Below are 25,832 nucleotides of genomic sequence, written 5' to 3' on the forward strand. Positions count from 1 at the left end.
CTTACGGCCCTTCTGTTACGCCCACCATCGGCCCCAGGCTGTTCCAGCCGCCGATGCCGGGCATGGGCGGGGCGTAGAGGGTGGAGATCGAACCATCGAGGAAGAGGGCGTTCTGGGTGCCCAGCCGGTCACGGAAGAGCTGGGCGAAGTCGTGGAAGCTCACCGGCTCGGTCGAGATGGCGAAAATCACGATCTTGCCGTCGCGCACGCCGACGCCGTTGCGCATCTTCTCGGAAGCCCCGTCCGGCTGGATCTTGGGATGGATCTGGCCGTCGATCACCAGCATCGGGCCAGACTGGGTGGCGAAGCGCGCATTGATGCGCGACTTCAGGAAGCGGCTGGTCTCCATCACGCCGGCCTTGCCGTCGCCGAAATAGAACACGCCATTGGGCTTCAGGTGGAAATTGCCGAAGCCGTTGCGGGTGTTGGCATTGTGGAGCAGGCGCCCGTTCTCGATATAGAGGCCGACAGGGCCCAGCGCCTTGTCATACATGCCGGCGTTCATGGCGAAGATCAGCTTCTTGCCCTGGGCGCCGAGCTCATCGGCAAGCCGGCTGGTGCTGCCGAGCGGCGTGCCGTCGGCGCCGCGCCAATAGAGGGCCAGCGCGTCATTGCTCAGGTCGAAGCGGCAAACGATATAAGCATGCCCCTGCTCGGTCAGGTTCTCGCAGGCAGCCTGGGCCGAGACGGCAAAATCGGTGATCGAGGCGGCGAATGCCAGGCCAAGAAGTGCCCGGCGCAGAAACGACAGCAATAAACCGCTCCCATAAATAACTTTGGCGGCTCAGCGCGCCTGCGTTGTCAGGATCTTGAACGCGAACACGCCAAACACGCCGGCGAAGGTATAATCGATGCCGCGCAGGAAACGCGGACGCGCCTTCAGCCAGGACACCACCCTCTCGGCGCCGAGAATCAGAATGAACGCAAGTGGCACATTGATGGCAATGAAATAGAGTCCCAGAAAGAAAAGTTTCTGGGAGGCATGCGGATCCCCGACATCGACAAATTGCGGCAGGAAAGTCAGAAAAAACAGTACCACTTTGGGATTGGTGAGATTGATGCCGAGCCCGGTCATGAAGGTGGGCCAGAAGCCGCCCATCGGCTTGCCCTCGTCCTTCACATTCAGGGCCGAACCCGAGCGGATGGCGTTGATGGCGAGCCAGAGCAGATAGAGAGCGCCCACCACCTTCAGCACCGTGAAGGCGCTGGCGCTGGCGGCGAGCACGGCGGAGAGACCGACAGCGGCAAAGAAAGTATGAAACACGCAGCCGACCTGTGTGCCCAGCATGGCCGCCGTGCCGCCGCGCCGGCCGCCCGAGATCGTCTTGGCCAGCCACAGGCTCATATCCGGGCCCGGCGTGATGAACAGCAGCACGCAGGCGGCCGAGTAGATCAGCAGCGTGTGGGAATCGGGCAGGAAGTTCATGGCGACCATCCGTCGGCGAGCTTTCTCAGCCTGCTACACCCAGATCGCAGCTGACGGAAGGCTTTTCCTTCAGCCCGTCGGCAGCACGGGCGCAGCGGCGGCCGCGGCCGTCGAGACCACCGCGCCGGCCACCACGTCAGGCACCATCTGGCCGTTGATCGTGCGCACGGATACCGCGCCGCTGGCGAACTCGATGCCCTGCTCGGGCAGGATGCGCACCAGGCGCTTGAGGGCCTCGCGCTGGATGAAGGTCGGCTTGTTGGGCTTCACGGTGAATTTGAAGCGCACCACGATGGCGTTGTCGACGATGTCGGAGACACCCTGCATCTTGAGCGGAGCGAGGAACTCCTCCTTCATTTCGGGATCTTCGAGCATGTCCTGGCCGACCTTCTTCACGGCCTTGCGTAGCTTTTCGAGATCAGTGTCGGTGGCGAAGCGCAGCGTGAACTTGAGGGTGGACCAGTCGCGGCTGTAGTTCGTGACCTGGCCGAGCTGGCCATAGGGGATGGTGTGCACGGGCCCGTTCTGGTGGCGCAGCCGCAGGGAGCGCAGCGTGAAGCCCTCCACCGTGCCCTTGGCCTTGCCGACGTCGATATATTCGCCGACCCGGAAGGCATCGTCGACCAGGAAGAACACACCGGAGACGACGTCCTTCACCAGCGTCTGCGAGCCAAAGGAGATGGCGAGGCCGAAGATCGAGGCGCCGGCGATCAGTGGCGTGACGTTGACGCCGAGCTGCGACAGGATGGTCAGGATCGCCAGCACGCCGATGGCGATGGCCAGGCCGATACGCAACAGGGGCATCAGCGTGGCGATGCGCGAAGCTGTAGGGATAGGAGCGTCGTCATCGGCGGCCTGGAGGCCGGGCGGTCCGGCCGCGCTCGGCTGGGGGATGGAATAGCGGTCGGTGAGGTAGCGCACCAGTTCCCAGGCCGAATAGGCGGCGAAGGCGGTGACGCCGGCGCCGATCAGGTTGCGCGTGATGCGGTTGAAATCGTCGCCCGCCATCACGCCGCTGACGTCTACGGCCCAGGATCGCCCCAGCGCGGCGGCCGCCATGATCATGATGCCGAAGCGCGCGCAGCGGGCCAGCGCCTCGGCGCCGCGTGGATGGACGAGCTGGACGCCATCGGCGGTTTCGTATTGCAGCAGGATGCGCAGGCGATGCACCAGCGATTCGACCAGCAGCAGCCCGACCAGGATGGCCAAGGTCAGCATCAGCGCCCTGGAAACCCGCGACTGCCCGGCCACGGCGCCATAGATGTCGGCGCTCGCGAACAGCACGAACATGAGGATAGCCGCAACCAGCCAGCGGCGGGCAAGACTCCTCTTGATCGGATTGGCATGAGAGGGATTGGTGACCCCGATGAACCAGTGGCTGATGGCGCCGTTGAGCCAGGTGCAGATGGCGATCATGCCGATCGCCATGGTGAGGGCGCCGTAGAGCTGGGCGGTGCTCACCGCGACAGGCGGCGATTGCAGGGCCTGCAGCAAGACCGCCAGGACATTGTTGCTGAGCAGAAGCAGGACGGCGCAGGAGGCGCCCCATGAGATCTTGCGGGCATCGGCGTCGCCGAGATCGGGCAGGCGGGCCTCCGGCAGGCGCGGCTGCAAGGTGAAGCGGAACAGGGCCTGCACCAGGCGCCACAGCATGATGGTCTTGAGAATGCCGACCGAGAAGCGGGTCTGCGGCGTGTCGCCCATGAAGCGGAGGGCTTCGCTGGCATTGCCGACCAGCCAGAGTGCGATCAGGGGCGGTAGTTCCAGCGCAGCGAGGATGAGGAGGGCACGCACGCCGTGCAGCCCATGCATATGCGCGGCCGCGCGCCGGCGCAGCGGGGTGAGCAGCAGCCGTACCAGCCATTCGGCGGCGAGGGCAAGCGCGATGGCTCCCAGCAGCAGGAGGAAATAAGTCCTCACATCGCGCCCATTGTTCATGGGGGCGTCGAGGCGTTCGCCGAAATGACGGAATTCGGTCCAGAGCGCCGGCAGGCCCGTGATCAGCGTGCCGACATGCATGAACATCTCGGTCTGTTCCGTGCTGGCCATCTGCATGCCCTGGCCTGTATCCGCCGCCGGCGGTGCGGCGGGTTGCATGCCCTGGTCCTGCATCTTCTTCATCACAGCCTGGCTGATGGCATCGACCATCTTGTCCATCTGCTGCTGCGACATGGTCGGCGCGGGCTGGGGAGCGGGGGCTGGCGTGTTGTTCTGCGCCAGGGCCGGCCAGGTCGCCAGAGCGAGAAATATCAATACCCAACGCAGCACTGCTGGCCGTCTCACCGCAGAATCCTCCCGCACCCCATGCTCGGACCGAGCCGCCAATTCACGACACAGTGACGCAGTCGGGTCAATGGTATTGCCGCCTCGGCGCTACCTTCGCGTGAGCAGAACGGTGGAATTGACGGCGCGGGAGATGGGCGCCTCCCCGGTGTCGAGACTGCGCAGGCTGTAATCGCCAAGCGCCAGGGCGGCCGAGGCCGTCAGTGCTTCGATCGCACCGGCCCCATGCCCGGCCTTCGCCAGCAGGCGTGGGTGGAAGGCGATCAGGGCCGCCACGGTGCGCGGCCCCAGCAGCGGGGCAAGATGCGGCAGAAGCCCGTATTCGGCGCCCTCGACATCCATCTTCAGGACGATGCGGCCGGCATCCCCGGCCATGGCGGCGATCTCGGTGGGCAGGATGGCTGCAGCGTCCCACAAGGCGACGCCGCTGTCGGCGGCCAGGATGCTGCCCATGCTGTCGCCGGGCTTCCTGGGCGAACCCAGACGCACCCGTCCCGGTGTCGGGGAAACGGCCGCATTGTGCAGGGTGATGCGGGGCGCCAGCGCGGGATTGGCGGCGACATTGGCACTGATGAGTTGGAAGGCACGCGGATCGGGCTCGAAGGTCAACACTTTCGCGCCGAGCGCCGCGGCCAGCAGGGTGATCGGGCCGATCCAGCCGCCGATATCGATGAAGAGCGTGTCCTGGTCCACCAGCACGCGCACGCTCGCCAGCGTTTCCGGCTCCCAGGCGCCGGCGGCGGCCTTGTCCCAGAAGCTCTCCTTGTCGTCGGCGGTGTTGAAACGGGTACCGCCGACGGCGAGGCTGCGAATTCCAGCACTCACGCGGCGACTTTCCGGGTCTCGGCGGCTTTCTCGCGGCGCAGTTTGTCGAGCTTGATCTTGAAGCCCATATTGTCCGCGTTGGAATAGGAGCAGCTCTGGCAGATCTCGAACTGCTTGGTGTAGCCGTGCCGGCGCGCCTTGGCCGCCTCGTCGGAGAGATAGGCCTTCTTGAAGCCGACCTTGTCGACATTGGGCAGCTTGATCATGCGGTCATAGTCGATGCAGCACAGGCCGAGGTCCCCCTCCCAGAACACCACGGTCTGGTAGAGCGGCACATCGCAGAGCAGGCTGATCTTCTCGTTCTGGTGGCGCTGCAGGTCGTGGTTTTTCGGCACCAGATGGCCATGCTCGGCCTGCTGGCCGTCATCGGTGTAGGAGCCGAGGCTGAAGGTCTTGAAGCGCACCTGGTCGAAACCGATGTTGTCGGCCCATTCCACCATCGCGTCGATCTGCTTTTCCGAATAGGAGGTCAGCAGGGTCTGCAGCACGGTCACCGTCTTGGTGGCGCCGAGGCGTTGCTTGATGGCGAGGAAATTCTCGATATTGGCCTTCACCTGCTCGAATTTCGAGCCGACGCGATAGGATTCCTGCGCCTCGGCGTCGAAACCGTCGATGCACAGATTGATGCGGCCAAGCCCGGCAGTGAGCATCTTCTCGATGAGTTCGGAGGAGAGCTTGGTGGCGTTGGTGGAGACGAAGGTGTCGTGCCCGTGCTCGCTGGCATAGGCGATCATCTCCGGCAGCGCCTTGTTCATGGTCGGCTCGCCGGAGAAGTTGAAATACATTGCCGGCTTGAGCGGCTCGTCGACGAAATCGTCGACGATCTGGCGGAAGATTTCCATCTTCATCAAGCCGCGCGGGCGCGTCATCGCGAAGGTCACCGGGCAGACCGGGCAGCGCAGATTGCAGCTGTTGGTGACGTCCACCACGATGATGGTCGGCAGCTTCTTGAAATAGCTGAGCGGGATATGGCTGGCGGCGTAGGTGAACGCCTTGCGCGCCAAAGGCGATTTCTGGATCTGGTCCGTCACCTTGTCGCGCACGCGGTGCAGGAGCTTGGGGGCAGCGGATTTCGTTCCGATCGCAGTCAAATCAAGCACGGTCTTCTCCTTGTCGCGCACCGGTTCAAGGCCGGAGGCTTGCAACCTGTGTAGCGCAGAATTGCGGCAAGAGCGACAGGGGGGAGTCACTTTCGGGTGAGGCGAGAATCAGGAAGTTTCGCAAACCGTAATCTCGCGCCAAGCCCTCAAGCCACTGCGCGCGGTGTGATTTCGGCCAACTCGGCTGCTATGGCCCTGCGCCGTTCCATGAGCTCGTAATCGGCCTGTACGCCGAGCCAGAAGCCATCGGAGAGGCCGAAATAGCGTGCCAACGTCAGGTCTGTGTCCGCCGTAATGCTGCGCTTGCCGAGGACGATCTCGTTTATTCGGCGAGGGGGTACTCCGATCGCCCGCGCGAGGGCATTCTGTGTCAGTTCATAGGGCTTGAGGAAGTCCTCCAGCAGCATCTCGCCCGGTGTCGGATTCTCGATCTGGTCAGTGGTAATCGACGATTTCGACATTCTCCGGCCCTCCTGCCGTACAGACGGCAAAGCAACTGCGCAAGTCGAGACAATCGTCAAAGGACACATCACGCTTGTCGAACACGAGCCAGACTTCAGGCAACGCCGCACTCCATCTGTTGAGATGAGGCAGGATTACGCGAGGTTATGGAAGGGTCAAGAGGGTGCCGGATTCTGTTGACGAATTCGGCACGCCTCCCTCACTCCGCCGGCACCGCCGCCTCATCCAGCGTATAGAGCGCGATCGGTTTGTCCCTGCCCACGATGTGCAGGTTCTTGCCGTTCTGGCGGCGCAGGGTGAGGCCGGAGCGCTGCACGGCCTCTTCCGAGATCAGGCAGTCGGTGAGGTGGTCCTTGGTGGCTGCTTCCAGGCGCCCGGCGATGGTCACGGTCTCGCCGAGGGCCACCAGGCGCATGCCGCGTTGGGTGTCGCCGACGCGGGCGATGATGGCGTTGCCGGAATGGATGCCGATGCCGACACGCAGGGGCATCGCGAGGGCCGCACCGAATTCGGTGTTGAGTTCCTCGACGCTCTTCAGCATGTCCTGCGCGGCGCGGACGGCGTTGTAGGCGCCTTGCCCCTTGTCGTCGTCGAGGCCGAAGATGGCGATCAGGCCGTCGGCGGCGAAGGCGTCGACGCGTCCGCCATGGGCCTCGGCGGCCTGTGTCATCTCCTGCACGAAGCGGTTCATCAAGAGCACGATGTCGTAGGGCACCTGCAGCCGCGTCATGGAATTGAAGGCGCGGATATCGACGAACAAAGCGGTGATCTCGCGCTCGGCGCCCCAGCGATAGAGGTCGTCGCCGCTGCGCCCGCGCATGCCGGTGGGCACGATCGGCAGCAGGATCTGGACGGAGAGGTCGTGGTCCGGGCGCAGCTGGCAGGCGAGGCGCACATTGCCGGGCGCGGAGATGCGCTCCAGCATGGCGCGCTCGGCGATGTGCGGCGAGGACAGGGCGCTGGGGTCGGAGGTGATGGCCACGCGGCAGGTGGAGCAGCGTCCGCGCCCGCCGCATTGGGCGGGATGGGGAATGCCATTGGCACGGCTCGCCTCCAGCACGGTGGTGCCGCGCGGGATCTTGAAAGTGCCGTGGCCGACATAGCGGATGGTGATCGAGCCCGAGCGCAGCCGCAGCAGCACGCGCAGGAACATCACCAGCGCGACGAGGGCGAGCAGGCCGGCAAAGCCGAGCAACAGCCTCTGGCCGAGCGCCAGCAGGGCAATGGTGTCGTTCACCTTGAGGGGCGCGGGCGTATAGCCTATCGCCGCGATCTCCCGGCCGGCGGCGAAGAAGCCAGCCAGCGCCAGGGTGGGCAGCATGCCGGTGGAGAGGATCAGGAGGTCGCGCCAGCGCGGATAGAATTTGCGCGAGCGCAGCGTCTGGCCGATGCCGATGCAGCCATGCGTCCAGGCGCAGAGCAGCAGCAGGATCTGCTTGAACTGGTCGCCCTGCCAGATGCGCGCCAACACCTCCGTATAGCTCTCGCTATAGCCATAATAGGCGGTGATGCGGGTGCCCAGCACGTGGCCGATCAGGAAATAGGGGATGGCGAGGCCGAGGGCGATCTGCACCAGGTCCTCGAGGGGCATGCGCGATATGCGCCGGGTGGTCAGGCGCTTCAGCGCCAGGAGGGCGTGCACGAGGAAGGCGCCGTAGAGCAGCCCGGTGCCGACCGGCGATTGCCAGACCCAGATGCGCCAGGCCTGCACCGCCTCCAGCACGCCGACGCCGAAAATGCCGAGCGCGTGGTTCAGCAGGTGGGTGGTGACGAACGCGAAGAGCACGACACCGGCCCATAGCCGCAGCTCGCGTTCCCGCGGAAGACGCAATGCAATCCGCCCCGGTGCGGTATCGGTGTCGCTCATTCAGTCAAACTCGATGGAGGCCGCGCCGGGAATCGGCACCCGGTGCAACAGGCTCGATAAGGTAGGTGAAATACGGCGCAAGAGCGAGACAGGCGATGCTCCGTTCCTGCGTCATCAGCCGCCGCTGCCACGACGGCGATCCGAAGAGACGGCGCCTGATTCTCACAATGTCCGGACGAGTTCGATGAGGGCATCGAACTCGTCCGCATTGTTGTAGTAATGCGCCGATGCACGCACAAGGGCGGGAAGGCTGGCATCAGCGCGGCGCACGCATTGTTGAGAGGGTCGTGATGGGTGATGCCGGGTGTGTCGGCACGCAGGCGGCCAAGGGCGAGGGGCATGACGGGGCCGGAGAAAATATCACCGAGATCACAGGCGCTGCATCAGCTCGATCCGGTTGCCGAACGGGTCGGCGACATAACAGCGCTCATAGCCGGGGAGCGCCTTGTCCTCGATGGCGCCGACACCCGCCTCCCGCAGCCTTTGGATGAGGCTGGCAAGGTCGTCGACCAGGAAGGCGGGATGGGCCTTGCGGGCGGGCCTGAATTCGGCCTCGACGCCAAGATGCACCCGCACGCTGCCCTGCTCGAACCAGCAACCGCCCCGCTTGGCGAGGGCCGGCGGCTTGGGCGTCTCGGCTAGGCCGAGCAGGTCCTGATAAAAACGCCTGGCCGCTGCCTCTTGCCCCGCCGGCATGGCAAGCTGGATGTGGTCGATGGCGAGGAGGGGCATGTCTCTCCTATTCCTGCGTGGCCTTTGCCAGCACACTCTGCCAGAGCGCGTCCACCATGGCCTCGCGGGGGTCGTCGACGGGCTGGCGGCGCACGGCGGTGTGTACCATGACCAGCTGGGATTGCGGGTCGATGAAGATACGCTGGCCGTAGATGCCCCTGAGCTCGAAGGTCCGGCGCGGCCCCGGCATCAGCCAGACCAGATAGCCATAGCCGCTGGGGTGTTCGCTCTTGTCGAGGGCGAGAAAGGAGCCAGCCACGACCGGTCGGGTGGCATCGAGGACCCATTGGCGAGGAATGATCTGTCGGCCGTTCCAGGCGCCGTCATGGGCGAGGAGCAGGGCGAAGCGGGCGTAATCACGCAGCACCGCATTGAAGCAGCAGGATGCGATCTCCTGGCCGGAGGCGTCGACACGCCAGCTTGCCTGCGCCTCCGCACCCATGGGCTGCCAGATGCGGCTCTCCAGATAGCGGCTCAACGGCATATGGGTGGCGCGCGCCAGCACCAGCCCGAGAATTTCTGCATTGACGTTGGCATAGCGCCAAAGCGTGTCGGGCGGCGCGATACGTGTCTTGAACGATGGCAGCGCAGCCAGGATATCCGGCATGTCGCCCGCGACATGCAGGCGGTTGCTTCGGGTGAGATCGCTGTCAGGGCTGTAATCCCGTTCGAATCCCATGCCCGATGCCATATGCAGCAGGGCCCGGAGAGGCGTGCGCCCAAGCTCGCTGCCGACGAGTTCCGGCACGTAGGTGGCCGCCGGGTCGTCGACCGAATGAATGGCGCCCTCCGAGATGGCGATGCCGACAAGCATGCCCACCAAGGTCTTCGACAGGGATTGCGATGTCAGGCGGTCGTGGTCGGTGCGGCCATATTGGTAGTGCTCGAACAGGATGGTATCGCCACGCGCGATCAGCAGGCCGGTGGTGGCGTTGCGCTTGAGATAGTCCTCGATCGAATAGGTAATGCCCCACCGTGTGAAGCTGGCGGAGAAGTCGTGGTCGGCACGCTTGAGGGGTGATGCCTGGCCTGGTGCTGCCACGGCGCGTGTGGGAAACAAAAGGTCATAATGGCTGAAGCCGCCCACCATGTTCGACTGCTGTTCGATGGGCAGGGCGGCGGGATAGCCGAGAGGCTCGCCATAGAATTCGGCATCGAAGCCGGTTGGCGAGAATACGGGAGCTACGCCGCCAGTCTGTGCGGTTTGGGCCTGCACGCCGAGGCCGGCAATGGCAAGCAAAAGGCATGCGAGAAAGAGGGTTGGGGGCACGCGCATGAAAACACCTCGCTCAAGGCCAGGCCCTATCCTTCATGCGTCGACGCAAGCTTTCCTGTCGCCCCCTCACTGGGCGTGGATGCCCTCATGCGTTGCCACCTGCATGACGCGGCGGGCAAGTTCCTTGGCGATGGACAGCGAGAATTGCGGGCTGTCCTGGATCATGCGCAGCAGGCAGTCCTTGTTGATGCGCATCACAGAAAGCGGTGTGAGGGCGCGGGCCGAGGTGAAGCGTTTGGCGTCACACAGGATCGCGACCTCGCCGATCATCGCGCCGGGGCCATCCTGGCCGATGACGCTCATGCCTTCGCCCGTCTGCGCCATGAACTCGACTTCGCCCTTGAGGATCACATAGGCAGCGTCGGGAATTTCGCCGCAGCGGAAGAGATAATCACCCTTCTCGAAGGTGATCTGCTCGCTCATGCAGGCCAGCAGGCGCATCTTGCACGGGTCGATGCCCGTGAAGATCGGCGCATTTCTGATGGTCTTGACTTCCAGATCCAGATCCAAGGCCATACTCCCAACCCAACAACCGATCGTTGAGCGATCAAGGCGAAATCCAGATTCAATCAAGCATTATCTAGGCACTCCGTGCAAGCTCTACAACATCCCGGCTGACGATTCTTGCGCCTTCGAACTGAATGACCCGGTCAAAACCCTCGGCTTCCTCGTTCTCGGCCAGGGTGGTGATCAGCGTGCGGTCCTTCATGGCCTCGCGGATGCTGGCGAGCAGGGCCTCCGCCTCGGCGGGCGTGAAGGCAAGGAAGGCGTTCTCCATCACCAGAATCTGCGGATTGGCGATCAGGGCGCGGGCGATGGCGACGCGGGCACGCTGGGCCGGCTGCAGCTGCCAGCCGCCCTTGCCGACTTCGAACTCCATGCCCAGCGCGAAGATGTGCTTGTCGAGCTCGAGCTCCTCGACCACGCCGCGCGCCAGGGCGTAGACGCGCTCCGGCGCATTGGCGATGCCATAGGAGATGCGGCCGAACAGGATGTTGTCACCCACCGGGGCGGCGCGCATGTAGCGGTCGGGATCGTAGAACTCAATCTCGTCGGAATAATGCGAGGGCAGGTGGTCGCGGAAGCTCTGACGAGCCCGCAGCACACGTTTGGTGAAGGCTTCGTCCACCAGGCCGAGGCGATGGCGAGGCTCGATATAGGCGAGTCCGGCGCCGAGCAGGCGGGTGCGCGCCGAGGCCGATAGGGCCCGCGTCGTGCCGCGGGCATGGACGGAGTCGACGATCTCCTGGAAACGCGGCAGATCCTCAGGACGGATGGCGGAATAGCGCTCGAACACCGGGTGTTCTGGCGGCAGGCCGGCAAAGGTTTCCACCGCCATCTCGGCCATGTGGAGGCCGAGATCGATCAGGGGCTCCATCAGCGCCTCGGCCTCCAGGATGGAGCGCACGAAGATGTCGCGCTGAAGCGTATCCATGCGCAGCCTCTTGCCCTTGGGCACGCCGAACAGCAGGTTCTCGCCGACAGAGGCGCCGGCATTGTAGCGCCGCGGGTCGAAGGAATCGACGAGGTGCGACATGCCTTTGTCGGCCAGGCGCTCGCGCACCACATGGCGGGCGTGCACAAAGAGTTCGAGGAACTCGTCGCCATGGCTGTCGTCGAAACGCCCGCGCACGCCGAAGCGGTTGATGTCGGGCAGGGCGCCGGCAACCTCGAGGGCGCGGTGCAACGCCTCGTACACCTGGTCTGGTCCCTCCACGTCCAGCGCGCGGTAGTCGATCCAGTCGGCATCGGCAGTAACCAGCGGATTGCCGGAGCGGCGCGATTCCAGGAAGGCGCGGTACTGCTCGTTGTCGGACACCAGCACCGAGACATCGCCGAGCGAGGGCGGCCGGCGCTTGGCGGCGAACAGGATATTGTCGCGGATCGAACCCGGCGAGAGATGGCTGTCCGATCCGACGAAGCTGAGGATCTGGCTGAGCTCGACGTCGGAGAAGGCCGAAATCTCCGCCTCGCCGATCTTCACGCTGCCCTGATAAGCCAGATATTGGCGGCCAATGATGCGGGCGAGAATGTCGCGCCCCGTGCCGACAGCGCCGGTGAGGGCAACATGAGCAGGCCGCCCCAACTGCAGCGACAGACGGTCGAGCAGTGGCACGCCGCGCGCATCCTGCACGCTCACCGAAGTGAGCTGGATCGGGGCGTCGGCCGGTGGCAGCGCGGTCTTGCGGCTGGAATCGAATTCCGGCAGCAGCCGGTCGGGCGAGAACTGGGCCGAGACCTGCTCATACTTCACCTGCACGTCCTGGCGCTGCTGGTCCCAGGTGATCAGGTCGTTGATGGGCGGCGGCAGATCCTTGTAGGCGTTGATGACGGCGACGAGCTGACCGATGTTCACGCTGCCGGCAAGCGCGAGATAGCCACCCACGGCGAAGAACATGAAGGGCGTGACCTGGGCCAGCAGGTTGTTGAGGAACTTGACCGCGAATTTGCGTTTGAACAGATCGGTGCGGATCCTGTAGAGCCCACCGAGCCGGTCGCCGATATCAGCCTCGACATAGCGCGTGGTGCCGAAGGTGTGCAGGGCGGGGGCCGTCTCGATGGCCTCGCCGATGCGTCCGGCGAGCTGGCGCGAGGCGAGCTGGCGCATGCGGCCAAGGCGGATTTGCTCCCGCCGGAGATAAGGAATGATCACGGCCTGTACCAGCACGACGGCAAGAGCTGCCAGCCCCATGCTCGGGCTTTGGACCATGATGAACACCAGCGCCGTGCCAGCCTGACTCAGCAGGAAGACGGGCTGGATGAAGGCATCGCCGATGAAGCCGCCGATCGGGTCGACTTCGTCCTTGATCATGCCGGCGACTTCGGCCGGCTTCAGTGGCGCGATGTCCTCGGGCCGGAAGCGCATCAGTATGGCGAAGAGGTCGAAGCGCATGCGCCGCAGCATGCGTTCGCCCAGGATGCCCTTGCGGATATTGATGACATATTTGAAGGCGCCATTGATCAGCACCATCACCAGGAACCACACGCTCAGTGCCAGGAGATAGGGCAGACGCGTGAATTCGATTCCATCGAAGATCTTCCAGGTGTAGCCACCCAAGAAGCTTGGCAGGGAAATCGACCATTCGAACAGGCGCGCGGTCTGGTTGGCATGACTGGTCGTGCCGTGTTCGACCAGTACCTTCCACCGGCCCCCACCGAGATGGTCAGGCAAATAGGCCGTCCAGTCGATCAGGCTCACCTCCTGGCCGACCGCCTTGAAGGCGCCGTTCTGGATGGCATCGTTGACGATGTGCTTGGGGATCTCGAGCGCGATCCAATTGAAGGGAAGCGAAACCAGAATCACCAGCAGCAGGAAGATCTGCTCGCCGCGGGAATGCCGCCAGATATATCGATACAGGCTAGGGTCCAACGCGTGATGCCTATGGCTATTTTATGCTGAAGTAGGAATTCGGAGCCCGCACGTCAACGAGAGCGCCGGTCACGAAATCATCAAAGGACCTTGATACCAGACTCGCAACTATCGGCGCATCCCCCGTTGTAGCTAGGCTATCGTGTGGCTATGATATCTGCGAGTGGTGCCGGCTTGCCGCGGCTGGCCCGCCTGACCTGATGCGGAAACCTCGGCCTAAGTGCCGGACAAGACTTCGGATTTTTGCATGCAGAGCGTCCAACCAGGCTCCGGGGGCTTTTAGACATGTTGCATCACCCCGGGCCGGGGGGAAGCTCCCGCCGCGCGCAACGCCCCTTTTGCGGCCCACGCGTAATGATCTACAGCCACGATACTTTTGGCCTGGGGCATCTCAGGCGCTCGCGTGCTATTGCCAACCGCCTGGTCGAAAGCCATCCGGACGCTTCGATCGTCATCATCTCGGGCTCGCCCATCATCGGGAGCTTCGAATTCGGCGACGGCGTCGATTATGTGCGCGTGCCGGGCGTGGTGAAGCACGCCAATGGCGACTACACCACCCTCAGCCTCAACATGCCGCTCGACGAGGCGGTGGCGATGCGCGAGGGGATCATCCTGCAAACCGCGCGTACGCTGAGGCCGGATCTCGTCATCGTCGATAAGGAACCGACGGGCTTTCGCGGCGAATTGCTGCCGGCACTCGAGGAATTGCGCAAGTGCGGTGCCCGCATCGTGCTGGGTGTTCGCGACGTCATGGACGAGCCCACCGTCCTCGCCGAGGAATGGGAGCGCAAGGGCGCCGTCGATGCCCTGGTCCGCTATTATGACGACATCTGGGTCTATGGCCTGCGCGAGATCTACGAGCCGCTGGCCGGTCTCGATCTGCCCGAGCATGTGCGGCGCCGCATCGTCTACACGGGCTTCCTGCGTCGCGAGCTGCCCCCACTGCCCCAGCTGATGCGCTATCCCCGGCTCACCAAGGGTCCGTTCATCCTGGTCACCACCGGTGGCGGCGGCGATGGGCACGAGCTGATCGACTGGGTGCTGTCGGCCTATGAGCAGGATCCCGGCATCCCGACGCCGGCGCTGCTGGTCTTCGGACCCTTCGTGGCGCGCGACCGGCGCGGGCCCTTCATGGATCGTATCGCGCGACTGCCCAATGTCGATGCCATCACCTTCGACGCCAAGATCGAGCACCTGATGATGAAGGCGCAGGGCATCGTCTCGATGGGCGGCTACAACACCTTCTGCGAGATCCTGTCGCTCGACAAGCGCGCGCTCATCGTGCCGCGCACCACGCCCCGGCGCGAACAGTCGATCCGGGCCGAGCAGGCGGCGCGCATCGGCCTCGTCAGCATGCTCGACGGCGACAATCTCAATCCCGGCGCCAAGCGCGATGCCATGGTGATGGCGCGGGCGATCCGCCATCTGCCCGAGCAGCCGCTGCCCTCCAAGGCCTTCCTGCCGCATCTCCTGGAGGGGCTCGACCGCATCGAGAAGCTGACGACGCCGTGGTTCGACGCCAGAACGAACGCCGTCCAGCTGGATCGCGTCGCTTCCAAATGAGCGGCGTGCGCTGAACCCTTCCATGCCGCCTCTCCGTTCCCCCATTGCCGTCGTCGTCAAGGGTTATCCGCGACTGTCCGAGACCTTCATCGCCCAGGAGATCCTGGCGCTGGAGAAGGCGGGCTTCACGATCGAGATCTGGTCGCTGCGCCATCCTACCGACGGAGCGGTGCACATGCTGAACAAGCAGATCAAGGCCAGGCCCGTCTACCTGCCCGAATATCTCTACCAGGCGCCCTGGCGGGTCCTGGCCGGCGCGCTCGCCGCCCTCGCCAGGCCTCGTCTCTTCCGGCTGCTGGGTCTGTTCCTGCGCGATCTCCGCCGCGATTTCAGCGCCAATCGCGGTCGCCGCCTCGGCCAGGCTCTGGTGATGGCGCGCGAGCTCGATCCGGCCATACGGCATATCCACGTGCATTATCTGCACACGCCCGCCTCGGTGGTGCGCTATGCGGCGCTGCTGACCAGGCGGACCTTCAGCTTCTCGGCCCATGCCAAGGATATCTGGACGACCACGGACTGGGAAAAGCGCGAGAAGATCGCCGACAGCGCGTGGGGCGTCACCTGTACGCGCGCCGGCGTCGAGACCCTCCAGAAGCTGGCGCCGCCGTCGGATCCCGATCGGGTCAGCCTCGTCTATCACGGCCTCGACCTTGCCCGCTTTCCCGAGCCGCCGCGAGAGCGGCCGGCCCGCGACGGCCGCGACGGCGATGATCCCGTGCAACTTGTCACTGTCGGGCGGGCGGTGGCGAAGAAGGGCTTCGACGATCTGCTCGACGCCCTGGCGGAGCTGCCCGCCGGCCTCCATTGGCGCCTCAGCCATATCGGCACGGGTGAACTGCGCGCCGCCCTGAAGGCACAGGCCGAGCGCCTGGGGCTTGCCGACCGCATCACCTGGCGCGGGGCGCTGGCACAGGACGACGTCGTCGCGGCCCTGCGCGCCGCCGACATCTTCGTGCTGCCTTGCAAGGAGGGCGAAGCCGGGGATCGCGACGGCCTGCCCAATGTCATCATGGAGGCGGCGACGCAGGCTTTGCCCATCGCCTCCACGCGCTTTGCCGGCGTGCCGGAATTCGTGCGCGAGGGCGAGGAGGGCCTGCTAGTGCCCCCACAGGATCCGGCCGCGCTGTCGCAGGCTCTGGCGACCCTGATCGGGGATCCTGCCTTGCGCCGGAAACTCGGCGAGGCCGCGCGGCGGCGCGTGAGCGAGGCCTTTTCCTTCGAGGCAGGCATTGCCGTGCTTGCCGACCGGCTCGACGCCGTGTTGGCGGGGAAGGGAGCATGAGCCGTCTCGATAGCTTCATCCGGCGGGTGACGGCGCAGCGCGACGTACTCGACCATGTCTGCACGCTGCTGGCCGCCCTGCCGGGCCCGGTGATCGAGCTCGGCCTCGGCAACGGCCGCACCTTCCACCATCTGCGAGAGAAACTCCCCGGCCGTCGGATCATCGCCTTCGATCGCAAGCTCGGCGCCCATGAGAGCTCGGTCCCGCCGGGGGAGGATCTGGTCCTCGGCGAAATCAACGAGACGGCCGCCCGTTTCGCCGGCATCGGTGCCGCACTGGTGCATGCCGACATCGAGACCAACTACCCCGACATCGATGCCGAGACCGCCCGCTGGTTGCCGCCACTCGCCGCCAGCCTCCTGCGGGAGGGCGGCATCGTCGCCAGCGGGCTGGCGTTGAGCCACCCGGAATTGGCGGTTCTCGAGCTGCCCGCGGGGGTGCCGCATGAGCGGTATTTTCTGTATCTGCGAAAGTGATAGTGGGGTTTCTTTGCCAAAATATCGATGTCGCGTCCGTCTCGCGGGATCGGCAACGTTGCGTAGCCCCTCACCTTTATCCTCTCCCCGTAAACGGGGCGAGGGGACTTCGAAGGCGTGCTTTAGTCTGTGAAGTCGAGCCTCGCCCAGCCGGTTGGGCGAGATGATACGATGATGAATAGATCACGACGATTGTGTCCCCTCGCCCCGTTTACGGGGAGAGGATAGAGGTGAGGGGCGTCGCAAGCGCATAAGGATACCCGCCGGGTCGACTATGTCCGCATCCATCACATCTGCGTCATGCAATTTGCAGGCGTGCCATGGCAAAGCTACCATTGTGAACTGAAGGTTCGGTCCTTGCGTATAGGGTGAACCAGGTTCCAAGCGGACGGCTCTTCCATGCTTCTCCCACCCTTCGTGCGTCGACTGCGTCTTCTCGGCGGCCTGGTGCTCCTGGTTTTCGTCCTGGGCCACCTGATCAATCTCGCCCTTGCCCTTGATTCGATCGAGGCGATGAACCAGGCCCGCGCCGTCCTGCTGGCGCCCTGGCGCACGCTGCCGGGCATGGTGCTGCTGTCGGCATCGATGGTGATCCACGCCGTTCTCGGCCTGGTCACCATCGCCTCGCGCCGCAGCTTCGCGCTCTCGCGCACCGACTGGGTGCAATTGCTGCTCGGTGTTGTAACGGTGCCGCTCCTCATCAACCATCTTGCCCTGGTGGGGGTATTCAAGACCCTCAACAGCCAGTTCGAGCCCGATTACGGCCTGCTCTTTGCGATCTTCTGGAAATACATACCCAGCAACGCCCTGCTGCAGGTGCTGGGGGTGGTGGCCGTATGGGTGCATGGCGCCATCGGCATCTATAGCTGGCTGGTGCTGCGGCCGGTGTGGCGGCGCATCGGGCCGCTGGTGACGCCTGTGTTCTTCCTGGTGCCGATCGCCGCGCTGCTCGGTTTTGCGCAGGGTGGCAAGGATGTGATGGTCCGCCTCGCCGGCAACGGCGAATGGCAGGCGAAGATCGCCGACAACATGGCGCTCATCACCGCCTCGAAGGCGCAGATCGAGAGCATCAGGAACTGGATGCTGCTGGGCTATGCGGTCCTGGCCCTGCTCGCCTTCGCGAGTTTCATCATCAGAGCCCTGCACACCAGGGCCCAGCCTGTGCCGGTGCTCTATGACGGCGGCGTGTCGGTTTCCGGCAAGCGGGGGCTCTCGGTGCTGGAAGTCAGCCTGCTCAACCATGTGCCGCATGCCCATGTCTGTTCGGGCCGGGCGCGCTGCGGCACCTGCCTGATCGAGGTCGACAGCGGTGCCCAGGGGCTGACGCCGATCAAGGGCGACGAGGCCGCCACGCTCCATCGAATCCATGCAGGCCCTGGGCAGCGCCTCGCCTGCCAGGCGCGCCTCACCGGCGGACCGGTCGAGGTCACGCGGCTGCGCCCGGCCTATGCCGACGCCTCCGCTTCACGCAATCCGGAGGAATGGAAGCCGGTCCTGTCGCCTGTTGCCACCGCCGAAGGTGCGCCATGAGAAAGCCTGCCGAGATCTTCGCCGCCGCCGTGGTCCTGCTTGCCGGCCTGACGCAGGCCGCGCTCGCCCAATCCACCGGCGCTCAGGCCGCATCGGCCTCGGAAACCGCGGAGGCGCAGGTCTCCGGCCTGATCGGCGGCATCCTGGTGGCGGCCAAGCACCGGCTGTCGGGCCTGGCCGCCGATATCGTCGAGGCGCCTGGCGAGCTCATGCGCCTGATGAGCGATGCCTCCACCGCCATGCCCACCGGCAATGGCATTCTCACCATCACCTATGGCCTCATCCTGGTGATCGTCGGGGCTGGCGCGGAGTGGCTCTACTGGACCTACGCCTCTCCCGTGGTGCGCGCGGTGGAATCGGCGCCCGTGGCCAACCCCCGCCAGGGGTTCCGCCTGGCGATGCGGCGTTTCGGCATGCGCTTCTTCGGCCTCGCTCTTTTCGTCGTCGGCATCGTCGGCGCCGCTGCCTATTTCAACTGGCCGTCGGGCTTCGACGGTTTCGTCATCGCCTCCATCCTGCTGACGATGATCGTGCGCTTCGCCTGGCTGTGCGCCAACACCATCGCCTCGCCCGGCAATCCGCAACTGCGCCTGGCGGCGATCGAACCTGGCCATGCCGGCCGTTTCGTTGCCGCCACGGTCGGCATGGTCTTCCTGATCGCGCTCTCCTATTTCCTTTTCGACCTCCTGGAACGCAGCGCCGGCGCGCCGCACGCCGCTTCCGCCCTTCGCGTCCTTGCCACCACCCTGCTCGCCCTGATCGTGCTGGCGGCCGTGCTCTCCGGCCACCGCCAGGGCAACGCCCGAGCCAAGGCCAGCGGACGCACGCCGCCACGCTTTCCCTACGCCTTCCTGGCGACGGCCCTGGTCCTCGGTATTTACGGCGTCTGGCTGGCGGCAGGCGCCAGGGCCGCCTCGCTTTTCGCCATCACGGCCATCGTGGCGGCGATCCAGACGCAGTTGCGCAACTGGGTGTTCTTCTTCTGGCCGGAGGAGGTGCTGCCCGTCGAGGGCACGTCGGGCGCCGGGCTCCTGCCCAACATCGTGCTTTCGTTGTCGCGCTACGCGGTGGTGATCCTCGGCATCGCCGCGGCGGTCCTCGCGCTGGGGGCGCCGCTGACCGACATGGCGATGAACAACGACAATCCCCTGATGCGCTTCGTGCTGCATCTGCTCGGCGTCGCGGGCCTGGCGCTCGTCACCAATATCGGATGGATCGCCGTGCGCGAACTGATCGACCGTCGCCTGCGCGCCATCGGCCCGTTCGATCCGCATGGCGAGGCCGGCCCCAATGCCCGCCTGCTCACGCTGCTGCCGCTGATGCGCATGACCAGCGCCATCGTCTTCCTGGTGCTGCTGGTGCTCTCGGCGCTGTGGACGCTCGGCATCGAGATCACGCCGCTCCTGGCCGGCGCCGGCGTCTTCGGCCTGGCGCTGGGTTTCGGTGCCCAGGCGCTGGTGCGCGACGTCATCGCCGGCATCTTCTACCTGGTCGAGGACGTCTTCCGCATCGGCGAATATATCGAGAGCGGCACCACCACCAAGGGCACGGTGGAGCGCATCACCCTGCGCACGGTGGCGCTGCGTCACCATAACGGGCCGCTGCATTTCGTGCCTTATGGCTCGCTCGGCACGGTGCGCAACAATTCGCGCGACTGGGTGATCGAGAAGTTCAACCTGCCGCTGCCGGTCAATGTCGACTCTGAGCAGATCCGCAAGGTCATCAAGAAGGTGGGCGAGGCGATGAAGGCCGACCCCGACGTCGGGCCCCTGATGCGCGAGCCGCTCAAGGCCAAGCTCTATCGCATCGACCCCGGCGTGAAGATCTTTCGCTGCAAGTTCCAGACCGCTCCGGGCAAGCAGTTCGACGTGCGCGCCCAGGCCTTCAGGCGTATCGAGGCTGCGCTGAAGGAGGCCGGCATCCCCTTCGCCGACGGCACGCAGACCGTGCTGATCCCGGGCAGCGGCAGTCAGCCTGCCGTCGCGGCGTGAGGAGGCGAGAGGAACAGGTGATGAGCGCCTTTGGTGAAGAGCTCGTTCGGTCGCTCGGCGAAGTGCTGGCGCATGTGAGAGGCGAGAGATCGGTTATCATTCATGCGCCCCTTGCGTCCGGCGAAATCTGCAAGCGGTCCCAGGAACGTCACCCGCTGCGACGCCTTAATTGCCGTCCTTGCGCGTTATGCGGTAGACACCGGCAGGCGGGATATTCCACAGCGCGCCGCCGATCCGCACCGCTTTCAGGCCGAGACGGTCGAGCGTCGCGCGCGGCACCGGGCAGCGCGGGCCGTAGGTGAACTGGTAGAGCGCGCCGCCCGGCCGCATATAGTGGAACACGCCGGCCACGATATCCTCGGCCTGCTGGGGTGGCATGATCAGGAGCGGCAGGCCGCTCACAGCGGCGCCTACCGGCCGGCCCTCGAAGATCGCCTCCTTCGCCAGATGCGCGGCGTCCATCGAGAGGACGCGGGCCTGCGGATAGCGCGCCTCCAATATGCGGGCGAAGTCCGGGCCGAACTCGATCAGGGTAAGATCGCCCTCCTCGACGCCGCGCGCCAGCAAGGCACGGGTGAAGACACCGGTGCCGGGACCGAGCTCCAGCACGGGCCCCATGTCCGGCGTGACCTCGCGGGTGATCACGCGAGCGAGGGCGTCGCTGGAGGGAGCTACGGCCGCGACTCGCCTGGGGTTCGAGACCCAGGCACGGAAGAAGCGCCTGAAATCGGCACGGGACGTGCCCGGGTTGCTCAGACGAAGCTCGCTTGAGGGGTCGGCCATATCACACCTGTGAGTTTTTCCGAGAGGGACCATAGACGGGCGGCCAGGGCCTTGTCCTGTGCTTCCTGGCCTATTCTGGCCTCGCTGACCGGCCGTTTCAACTCGAACCTGGCCTGCGGGCGGTAGTAACCGCCCGGCGCCCCTTCCGGAACGGCATATCCCGGATCGACCAGGCGCTCACGGATGCAGGCTATCCAGCAGCGCCGTGGCATTGCTGCCCTCGAAATCGGTCGAGGCGCTGACCTCGGCCCATTCGGACGCCGCCTTTTGCCGCACCGCTTCCGCCTGGCCCAAGACGTAGAGCGCATCGGAGCCGAGCACGAGATGGTTCGGCAGGCTCTCGCGTCCAGGCAGGCTCACCACCAGCCTGGCGATTTTGTCGGGATCGCCGACCTCATTACCCGCATATGCTTGCATCAGCTGCAAGATGCCGCCGACGCTCGGCTGGTAGTCAGGCAGGAGGTCCGGCACATTGCCATGGGCGGTGTGGCCCCAATCCGTGCGCATGCCGCCTGGCTCCAGCGCGATCACTTTGACGCCGAAGGGCGCCGCTTCCAGCGCCAGCACCTCGGTGAAGCCACCGACGGCCCATTTCGCCGCCTGATAGGCGCTGAGGCCCGGCGTGGCGAGGCGACCGCCCACCGAGGAGACGTTGATGATGGTGCCGGAACGCTGCTTGCGCATCATCGGCAGGGCGGCGCGCGTGAGGTTCACCACGCCATAGAGGTTGGTGTCGATCTGCGCCTTGAAATCCTCGGCGCTCGCCTGCTCGAAGGGTGCGATATGGCCAAAGCCGGCATTGTTGACGAGCACGTCGAGGCGGCCAAAGGCAGTGATGGCAACCTGGACGGCCTTGCCGGAGGCCTCGGCATCGGTGACATCGAGTGCAAAGGTGAGCAGGCTGTCGCCATGTTCGGCCTTGAGGTCAGCGAGACGGCCGGGATCGCGCGCCGTCGCCACCACCTTGTTGCCGGCGGCCAGCGCCGCTTCGACGATCGAACGCCCGAGGCCACGGGCCGCACCTGTAATCAGCCAGACTTGCGACATTGCTTGCATCCTTCTGTTAAGAGAGTGTGTAGTCACTCATTAAAGGCGTAAATGAGGTCACGCCTCGGGGTCATGTGGACAGGCCGCTCCACAGCATGTGGAAGCCGGCCTGTTTGTATCGTTCGCCGCGCTCGGGGTCGCGGGCGACGGACTCGACGGTTGCCTCGGCCAGGGATTCGAACAGCGCCCCGACAAAGGTGAGCGGCTGGCCCTGGAGGGGGCCGGCCGCGATGGCTTGCTCGAGCGTTTCGCTCACCTCCCGAAAAGCAGCCATGCCGGCCTGCCGGCTTGCTGGGGTAATGCGTTCGGAAACGCCGAGCTGACGCATGGCCTTGCGCTTGTCCGGATATTTCGCGCCCCAGTCGATCCAACGGCTCCAGATATGCCAACCCCGCTGCCGCATGTCGGCGAGGGCGGGAAAACCCTCATTGAGGGCCTTGGCGAGATCGGTCTTGAGCGTCAGATAGACCTCGTTGAGCAGATCGTCCTTGGTGGCGAAATATTTGAACAGCGTGCCCTCGGCGATATCCGCGCCCTGCGCGATCTTTGCGGTCGGCGCACCGGTGCCCAGCGCCGCAACCAGCTTGGTCGCAGACACCAGGATCGCTTCACGCTTCGCTTCGCTGAGAGGACGGGCCATGGGTTTAGGTATTGAGTGAGTGCATGCTCATTTAATTAGAGGTGACAAGGACGCCTGTCAAGTCACACATACGTTGCCTGGTGCAGATGCAACGCCCATCTTCTATTCGGCGGGAACAAGATCGAATTGGATGCGCCGACCGACCGCTGCCGCATAGTGTATCACCATGTCGAGGCTGGGCATGTGGTGTGCATTCTCGAGACGGGCGATAACGAACTGCGTCATGCCCATGCGCACGGCGAGCTGCTGTTGAGTAAGCCCCGCATTGTGCCGAGCATCGACCATCGCGCCGACAAGCGCGTAAACCGGGTCGAGACGATCGTACTCAGCCCGGATGGAAGGCTTCTCAAGAAGACGCTTCTTAAGTGTGGCGAGACTGGTCATCCTCGAATCTTCCTTGCCTCATGCTCGACCAATTCAGCGCTGATTCATGCCTTCACCACCTTCGCCATATCCGCCCGCGCCTTGGCGCAGGCGTTGCGGGTGTCAAGGGTAAGTTTTGCCTCCTTCACCACCCTTGCATAGTCGATGCCGTCATGGTCCGTTGCAACGAGCACGGCGTCATAGCCGGCTAAATTCTCGGAAGTCAACGCCACCGAGCGGCGGCCGGCGAGGGCGGCGTGCTCCCGGGTGCGCGGGATCTCGGCGACATAGGGGTCGTGGAAATCGGTGGCGGCGCCGCGCTCCTCCAGGATCTCGATCAGCTTGAAGGAGGCGCTTTCGCGGGTGTCGTCGACATTCTTCTTGTAGGCGATGCCGAGGACGAGGATGCGGGCACCATTGAGCCCGCGTCGGAAGCGCCGGTCGAGCGCTTCGGCGAGACGGTCGACGACATGGCGCGGCATCGCCGTGTTGATCTGGCCGGCGAGCTCGATGAAGCGGGTGGTGACGTCGAACTCCCGCGCCTTCCAGGTGAGATAGAACGGGTCGATCGGGATGCAGTGGCCGCCGAGCCCGGGCCCCGGATAGAAGGGCATGTAGCCGAAGGGCTTGGTCTTGGCGGCGTCGATGATCTCCCAGACATCGATGCCCATGGCGTCATAGATGACCTTGAGCTCATTCACGAGGGCGATGTTCACCGAACGAAAGATGTTCTCGGTGAGCTTCACCGCCTCGGCCGCGGTGGGCGAGGAGACCGGCACGGTCTGGCTGACGAAGGCGTCATAGAGCCTGGCGGCGAGGCCCAGCGCATCGGGGCCGTCGCCGCCGACCACCTTGGGGATGTTCTGCGTGCCATAGACGGGATTGCCGGGATCCTCGCGCTCCGGCGAGAAGGCGAGGAAGAAATCCTTGCCGGAGGCGAGGCCGCCCTGTTCCAGCAAAGGCTTCATCAGTTCCTCGGTGGTGCCGGGCCAGGTGCTGGATTCGAGGATGACGAGCTGGCCGCGCCGGAGCGTCGCGGCAACCGAGGCCGTCGACTTCAGCACGAAGGACATGTCCGGCTCGCGCTGGCGCGTCAGCGGCGTTGGCACGCAGATCAGGATGGCATCGGGCTCTCCCAGCCTTGCAAAATCGGCGGTGGCCTCGAACAGCCTTTTGCCGATTGCCTCAACGATGGGCTCGTTCGGGATATGCCTGATCAGCCCGTCGCCCCGGTTGAGGGCCTCGACGCGACGCGTGTCGATATCGAAGCCGAGCACGCGAAAATTCGCGCGGCCGATGGCGATGGCAAGCGGCAGGCCGACATAGCCGAGGCCAATGATGCCGATCACGGCCTGGCGGTTGTCGATACGGGCGAGGAGCTCGGAAGCGAGGGGGGAGGTCATGCTCTGCATATCAGGCAGCGACGGGGAGAAGGCAAGCCTGGGAGCGCGGACTTCCAGTCCGCTCTTGGGAACGACGTGCTTTGTTCGGTGAGCGTGGTGGTTCCATGCCGGTCTGAAGACCGGCACACCGATAACGACAGGCGCGGCGCAAACCGGTGTGCCGGTCTTCAGACCGGCATGGAGCCACCGCGCTCAATTCAGAAGGCGCGGTTCCAAGAGCGGACAGGAAGTCCGCGCTCCCAGCATCAGTGATACGGGTCCGCCGCGTCCCTCAGCCCATCGCCGAAGAAGTTGAAGGCCAGCACCACCAGCATCACCGGGATCATCGGGATCAGCAGCCAGGGGTAGAGGCTGATCGAGCCGAGATTCTGGGCCGAGTTCAGGAGCACGCCCCAGCTTGTCACCGGCGGACGCAGGCCGAGGCCGAGATAGGAGAGGGCTGTTTCGCCCAGGATCATCGCCGGGATCGAGAGCGTGGCGCTGGCGATCAGGTGGCTCATGAAGTTGGGCAGCAGGTGCCGCCCGATGATGCGCCGGCGCGAGGCGCCCATCAGCTCGGCCGCATGCACGAAATCCTCGTTGCGCAGCGATTTCAGCTTGGAGCGCACGGCGATGGCAAGGCCCGGCCAGTCGAGCAGGCCGAGAATGACGGTGATGCCGAGGAAGACGATCACCGGGCTCCAGTTGGGTGGCATGGCGGCGGAGAGCGCCAGCCAGAGCGGCAGCTCGGGCAAAGAGCGCAGCACCTCGATGAGGCGCATGATGGCGCTGTCGAGGATGCCGCCGACATAGCCCGCCAGGCCACCGAGCGTCAGGCCGATGGAGAAGGAGACGGCGATGCCGAGGAGGCCGACGGTGAGCGAGATGCGGGCGCCATAGATGATGCGCGAGAGCATGTCTCGCCCGAGCTTGTCGGTGCCGAGCAGGAAGGCGGGGCCGCCCTCGGGCGGGCAGAACAGGTGAAAATCGCTATAGAATAGGCCCCAGAGCTTATAGCGCTCGCCCTGGCAGAAGAAGCGCAGGGGCTGCGGCTTTGTCCTGTCGGTCTCGTAGAGGCCTGGGAAGAGCGGATCGTCGATATCCCGGTTCGAAAAATTCAGGGGATAGACGAAGGGTCCGATGAACTTGCCATCGTGAAAGAAGTGCACTTCCTGGGGTGGTGAATAGAGATAGTCGCTGTTGCGCTGTCCCAGCGAGTAGGGCGCGATCACCTCGACGAAAGGCAGGCTGAGATAGGTGAGAGCCAGGAAAATGCCGGCGGCCAGCGCCATACGGTTCTGCTTGAACTTCCACCAGATCAGCTTGAAGGAGGAGGCGCTGTAGAAGCGCTCCTCTGCCTTGGTCATCGGCTTGGCGACATGCGGGTCGAACGGCGCCGGGTTGACGTAGTGGGGCGTACTGGTCTCGCTCATC

At 64.9% G+C, this 25,832-nt stretch carries 22 protein-coding genes; 5 read left to right on the forward strand and 17 right to left on the reverse strand.

Annotated elements, in window-relative coordinates; genetic code table 11:
- Position 1: 1 nt before the first annotated feature.
- The 11 genes from QQL24_RS02670 to QQL24_RS02720 form a co-directional block, all read right to left on the reverse strand.
- Entirely contained in the window at positions 2-754 is a 753-nt protein-coding gene (locus QQL24_RS02670; RefSeq protein ID WP_284310329.1) for a phosphodiester glycosidase family protein, read from the reverse strand.
- Positions 755-784: 30 nt separating this feature from the next.
- Complete coding sequence (locus tag QQL24_RS02675; protein WP_284310330.1) at positions 785-1,426, reverse strand: LysE family translocator; 642 nt, start codon at positions 1,424-1,426, stop codon at positions 785-787.
- A gap of 69 nt (positions 1,427-1,495) precedes the next feature.
- Positions 1,496-3,709 carry a mechanosensitive ion channel family protein gene (locus QQL24_RS02680; RefSeq protein WP_284310331.1) on the reverse strand — a complete coding sequence of 738 codons (2,214 nt, stop codon included), beginning with the start codon at positions 3,707-3,709 and terminating at the stop codon, positions 1,496-1,498.
- Between the two features lie 90 nt (positions 3,710-3,799).
- The gene (locus tag QQL24_RS02685; protein WP_284310332.1) at positions 3,800-4,534 is read right to left on the reverse strand and encodes an FkbM family methyltransferase; all 735 of its coding nucleotides are present in this window, start codon (positions 4,532-4,534) and stop codon (positions 3,800-3,802) included.
- The gene (locus QQL24_RS02690; protein WP_284310333.1) at positions 4,531-5,634 is read right to left on the reverse strand and encodes a radical SAM/SPASM domain-containing protein; all 1,104 of its coding nucleotides are present in this window, start codon (positions 5,632-5,634) and stop codon (positions 4,531-4,533) included. Before QQL24_RS02690 ends, QQL24_RS02685 begins: the two co-directional genes overlap by 4 nt.
- Positions 5,635-5,780: 146 nt before the next feature.
- Positions 5,781-6,095 carry a HigA family addiction module antitoxin gene (locus tag QQL24_RS02695; RefSeq protein ID WP_284310334.1) on the reverse strand — a complete coding sequence of 105 codons (315 nt, stop codon included), beginning with the start codon at positions 6,093-6,095 and terminating at the stop codon, positions 5,781-5,783.
- Positions 6,096-6,295: 200 nt separating this feature from the next.
- Complete coding sequence (locus QQL24_RS02700; protein ID WP_284310335.1) at positions 6,296-7,963, reverse strand: adenylate/guanylate cyclase domain-containing protein; 1,668 nt, start codon at positions 7,961-7,963, stop codon at positions 6,296-6,298.
- 369 nt (positions 7,964-8,332) lie between these two features.
- Positions 8,333-8,695 (reverse strand): VOC family protein, encoded by a 363-nt coding sequence (locus QQL24_RS02705; protein ID WP_284310336.1) that lies wholly within the window; start codon positions 8,693-8,695, stop codon positions 8,333-8,335.
- A 7-nt stretch (positions 8,696-8,702) separates the two neighbouring features.
- Positions 8,703-9,971 (reverse strand): serine hydrolase domain-containing protein, encoded by a 1,269-nt coding sequence (locus QQL24_RS02710; RefSeq protein WP_284310337.1) that lies wholly within the window; start codon positions 9,969-9,971, stop codon positions 8,703-8,705.
- A gap of 66 nt (positions 9,972-10,037) precedes the next feature.
- On the reverse strand, positions 10,038-10,481 hold the full coding sequence (locus QQL24_RS02715; RefSeq protein WP_284310338.1) for a cyclic nucleotide-binding domain-containing protein: 444 nt from the start codon (positions 10,479-10,481) through the stop codon (positions 10,038-10,040).
- A gap of 70 nt (positions 10,482-10,551) precedes the next feature.
- Complete coding sequence (locus QQL24_RS02720; protein WP_284310339.1) at positions 10,552-13,341, reverse strand: ABC transporter transmembrane domain-containing protein; 2,790 nt, start codon at positions 13,339-13,341, stop codon at positions 10,552-10,554.
- A 354-nt stretch (positions 13,342-13,695) separates the two neighbouring features.
- Between QQL24_RS02720 and QQL24_RS02725 the strand changes: the two genes are divergently transcribed.
- The 5 genes from QQL24_RS02725 to QQL24_RS02745 all read left to right on the forward strand — a co-directional run bounded on the left by QQL24_RS02725 (position 13,696) and on the right by QQL24_RS02745 (position 20,183).
- A complete protein-coding gene (locus QQL24_RS02725; RefSeq protein ID WP_284310340.1) occupies positions 13,696-14,904 on the forward strand; it encodes a glycosyltransferase family protein in 1,209 nt (402 codons plus the stop codon).
- Between the two features lie 22 nt (positions 14,905-14,926).
- Entirely contained in the window at positions 14,927-16,186 is a 1,260-nt protein-coding gene (locus QQL24_RS02730) for a glycosyltransferase family 4 protein (protein ID WP_284310341.1), read from the forward strand.
- The gene (locus QQL24_RS02735; protein WP_284310342.1) at positions 16,183-16,662 is read left to right on the forward strand and encodes a class I SAM-dependent methyltransferase; all 480 of its coding nucleotides are present in this window, start codon (positions 16,183-16,185) and stop codon (positions 16,660-16,662) included. The genes QQL24_RS02730 and QQL24_RS02735 overlap by 4 nt, the downstream gene beginning before the upstream one ends.
- Before the next feature lie 399 nt (positions 16,663-17,061).
- The gene (locus QQL24_RS02740; RefSeq protein ID WP_284310343.1) at positions 17,062-18,192 is read left to right on the forward strand and encodes a 2Fe-2S iron-sulfur cluster-binding protein; all 1,131 of its coding nucleotides are present in this window, start codon (positions 17,062-17,064) and stop codon (positions 18,190-18,192) included.
- Positions 18,189-20,183: a mechanosensitive ion channel family protein gene (locus QQL24_RS02745; protein WP_284310344.1), complete on the forward strand. Its 1,995-nt coding sequence runs from the start codon at positions 18,189-18,191 to the stop codon at positions 20,181-20,183. Before QQL24_RS02740 ends, QQL24_RS02745 begins: the two co-directional genes overlap by 4 nt.
- Positions 20,184-20,348: 165 nt before the next feature.
- Here the strand turns inward: QQL24_RS02745 and QQL24_RS02750 are convergent, their stop codons facing one another.
- The 6 genes from QQL24_RS02750 to QQL24_RS02775 form a co-directional block, all read right to left on the reverse strand.
- On the reverse strand, positions 20,349-20,966 hold the full coding sequence (locus QQL24_RS02750; RefSeq protein WP_284310345.1) for a class I SAM-dependent methyltransferase: 618 nt from the start codon (positions 20,964-20,966) through the stop codon (positions 20,349-20,351).
- A 177-nt stretch (positions 20,967-21,143) separates the two neighbouring features.
- Positions 21,144-22,013 carry an SDR family NAD(P)-dependent oxidoreductase gene (locus QQL24_RS02755; protein WP_284310346.1) on the reverse strand — a complete coding sequence of 290 codons (870 nt, stop codon included), beginning with the start codon at positions 22,011-22,013 and terminating at the stop codon, positions 21,144-21,146.
- A 70-nt stretch (positions 22,014-22,083) separates the two neighbouring features.
- A complete protein-coding gene (locus QQL24_RS02760) occupies positions 22,084-22,653 on the reverse strand; it encodes a TetR/AcrR family transcriptional regulator (RefSeq protein ID WP_284310347.1) in 570 nt (189 codons plus the stop codon).
- A 102-nt stretch (positions 22,654-22,755) separates the two neighbouring features.
- Positions 22,756-23,037, reverse strand: a complete 282-nt coding sequence (locus QQL24_RS02765) for a helix-turn-helix domain-containing protein (protein WP_284310348.1) — start codon at positions 23,035-23,037, stop codon at positions 22,756-22,758.
- Positions 23,038-23,081: 44 nt separating this feature from the next.
- Positions 23,082-24,419, reverse strand: coding sequence for a nucleotide sugar dehydrogenase (locus QQL24_RS02770; protein ID WP_284310349.1), 1,338 nt, complete (start codon positions 24,417-24,419; stop codon positions 23,082-23,084).
- A 245-nt stretch (positions 24,420-24,664) separates the two neighbouring features.
- Positions 24,665-25,831: an ABC transporter permease gene (locus tag QQL24_RS02775; protein ID WP_284310350.1), complete on the reverse strand. Its 1,167-nt coding sequence runs from the start codon at positions 25,829-25,831 to the stop codon at positions 24,665-24,667.
- Between the last annotated feature and the right edge of the window lies 1 nt (position 25,832).

It is taken from the genome of Labrys miyagiensis (assembly GCF_030160835.1).
Lineage (GTDB): Bacteria > Pseudomonadota > Alphaproteobacteria > Rhizobiales > Labraceae > Labrys > Labrys miyagiensis.

What these genes read in the sequence shown, in the direction of transcription:
- QQL24_RS02730 (WP_284310341.1), top strand. Translation starts at nt 14,927, where the DNA reads ATGCCGCCTCTCCGTTCCCCCATTGCCGTCGTCGTCAAGGGTTATCCG.
- QQL24_RS02725 (WP_284310340.1), top strand. Translation starts at nt 13,696, where the DNA reads ATGATCTACAGCCACGATACTTTTGGCCTGGGGCATCTCAGGCGCTCG.
- QQL24_RS02765 (WP_284310348.1), bottom strand. Translation starts at nt 23,037, where the DNA reads ATGACCAGTCTCGCCACACTTAAGAAGCGTCTTCTTGAGAAGCCTTCC.
- QQL24_RS02695 (WP_284310334.1), bottom strand. Translation starts at nt 6,095, where the DNA reads ATGTCGAAATCGTCGATTACCACTGACCAGATCGAGAATCCGACACCG.
- QQL24_RS02700 (WP_284310335.1), bottom strand. Translation starts at nt 7,963, where the DNA reads ATGAGCGACACCGATACCGCACCGGGGCGGATTGCATTGCGTCTTCCG.
- QQL24_RS02770 (WP_284310349.1), bottom strand. Translation starts at nt 24,419, where the DNA reads ATGACCTCCCCCCTCGCTTCCGAGCTCCTCGCCCGTATCGACAACCGC.
- QQL24_RS02705 (WP_284310336.1), bottom strand. Translation starts at nt 8,695, where the DNA reads ATGCCCCTCCTCGCCATCGACCACATCCAGCTTGCCATGCCGGCGGGG.
- QQL24_RS02735 (WP_284310342.1), top strand. Translation starts at nt 16,183, where the DNA reads ATGAGCCGTCTCGATAGCTTCATCCGGCGGGTGACGGCGCAGCGCGAC.
- QQL24_RS02750 (WP_284310345.1), bottom strand. Translation starts at nt 20,966, where the DNA reads ATGGCCGACCCCTCAAGCGAGCTTCGTCTGAGCAACCCGGGCACGTCC.
- QQL24_RS02745 (WP_284310344.1), top strand. Translation starts at nt 18,189, where the DNA reads ATGAGAAAGCCTGCCGAGATCTTCGCCGCCGCCGTGGTCCTGCTTGCC.
- QQL24_RS02710 (WP_284310337.1), bottom strand. Translation starts at nt 9,971, where the DNA reads ATGCGCGTGCCCCCAACCCTCTTTCTCGCATGCCTTTTGCTTGCCATT.
- QQL24_RS02675 (WP_284310330.1), bottom strand. Translation starts at nt 1,426, where the DNA reads ATGAACTTCCTGCCCGATTCCCACACGCTGCTGATCTACTCGGCCGCC.
- QQL24_RS02760 (WP_284310347.1), bottom strand. Translation starts at nt 22,653, where the DNA reads ATGGCCCGTCCTCTCAGCGAAGCGAAGCGTGAAGCGATCCTGGTGTCT.
- QQL24_RS02740 (WP_284310343.1), top strand. Translation starts at nt 17,062, where the DNA reads ATGCTTCTCCCACCCTTCGTGCGTCGACTGCGTCTTCTCGGCGGCCTG.
- QQL24_RS02755 (WP_284310346.1), bottom strand. Translation starts at nt 22,013, where the DNA reads ATGTCGCAAGTCTGGCTGATTACAGGTGCGGCCCGTGGCCTCGGGCGT.
- QQL24_RS02775 (WP_284310350.1), bottom strand. Translation starts at nt 25,831, where the DNA reads ATGAGCGAGACCAGTACGCCCCACTACGTCAACCCGGCGCCGTTCGAC.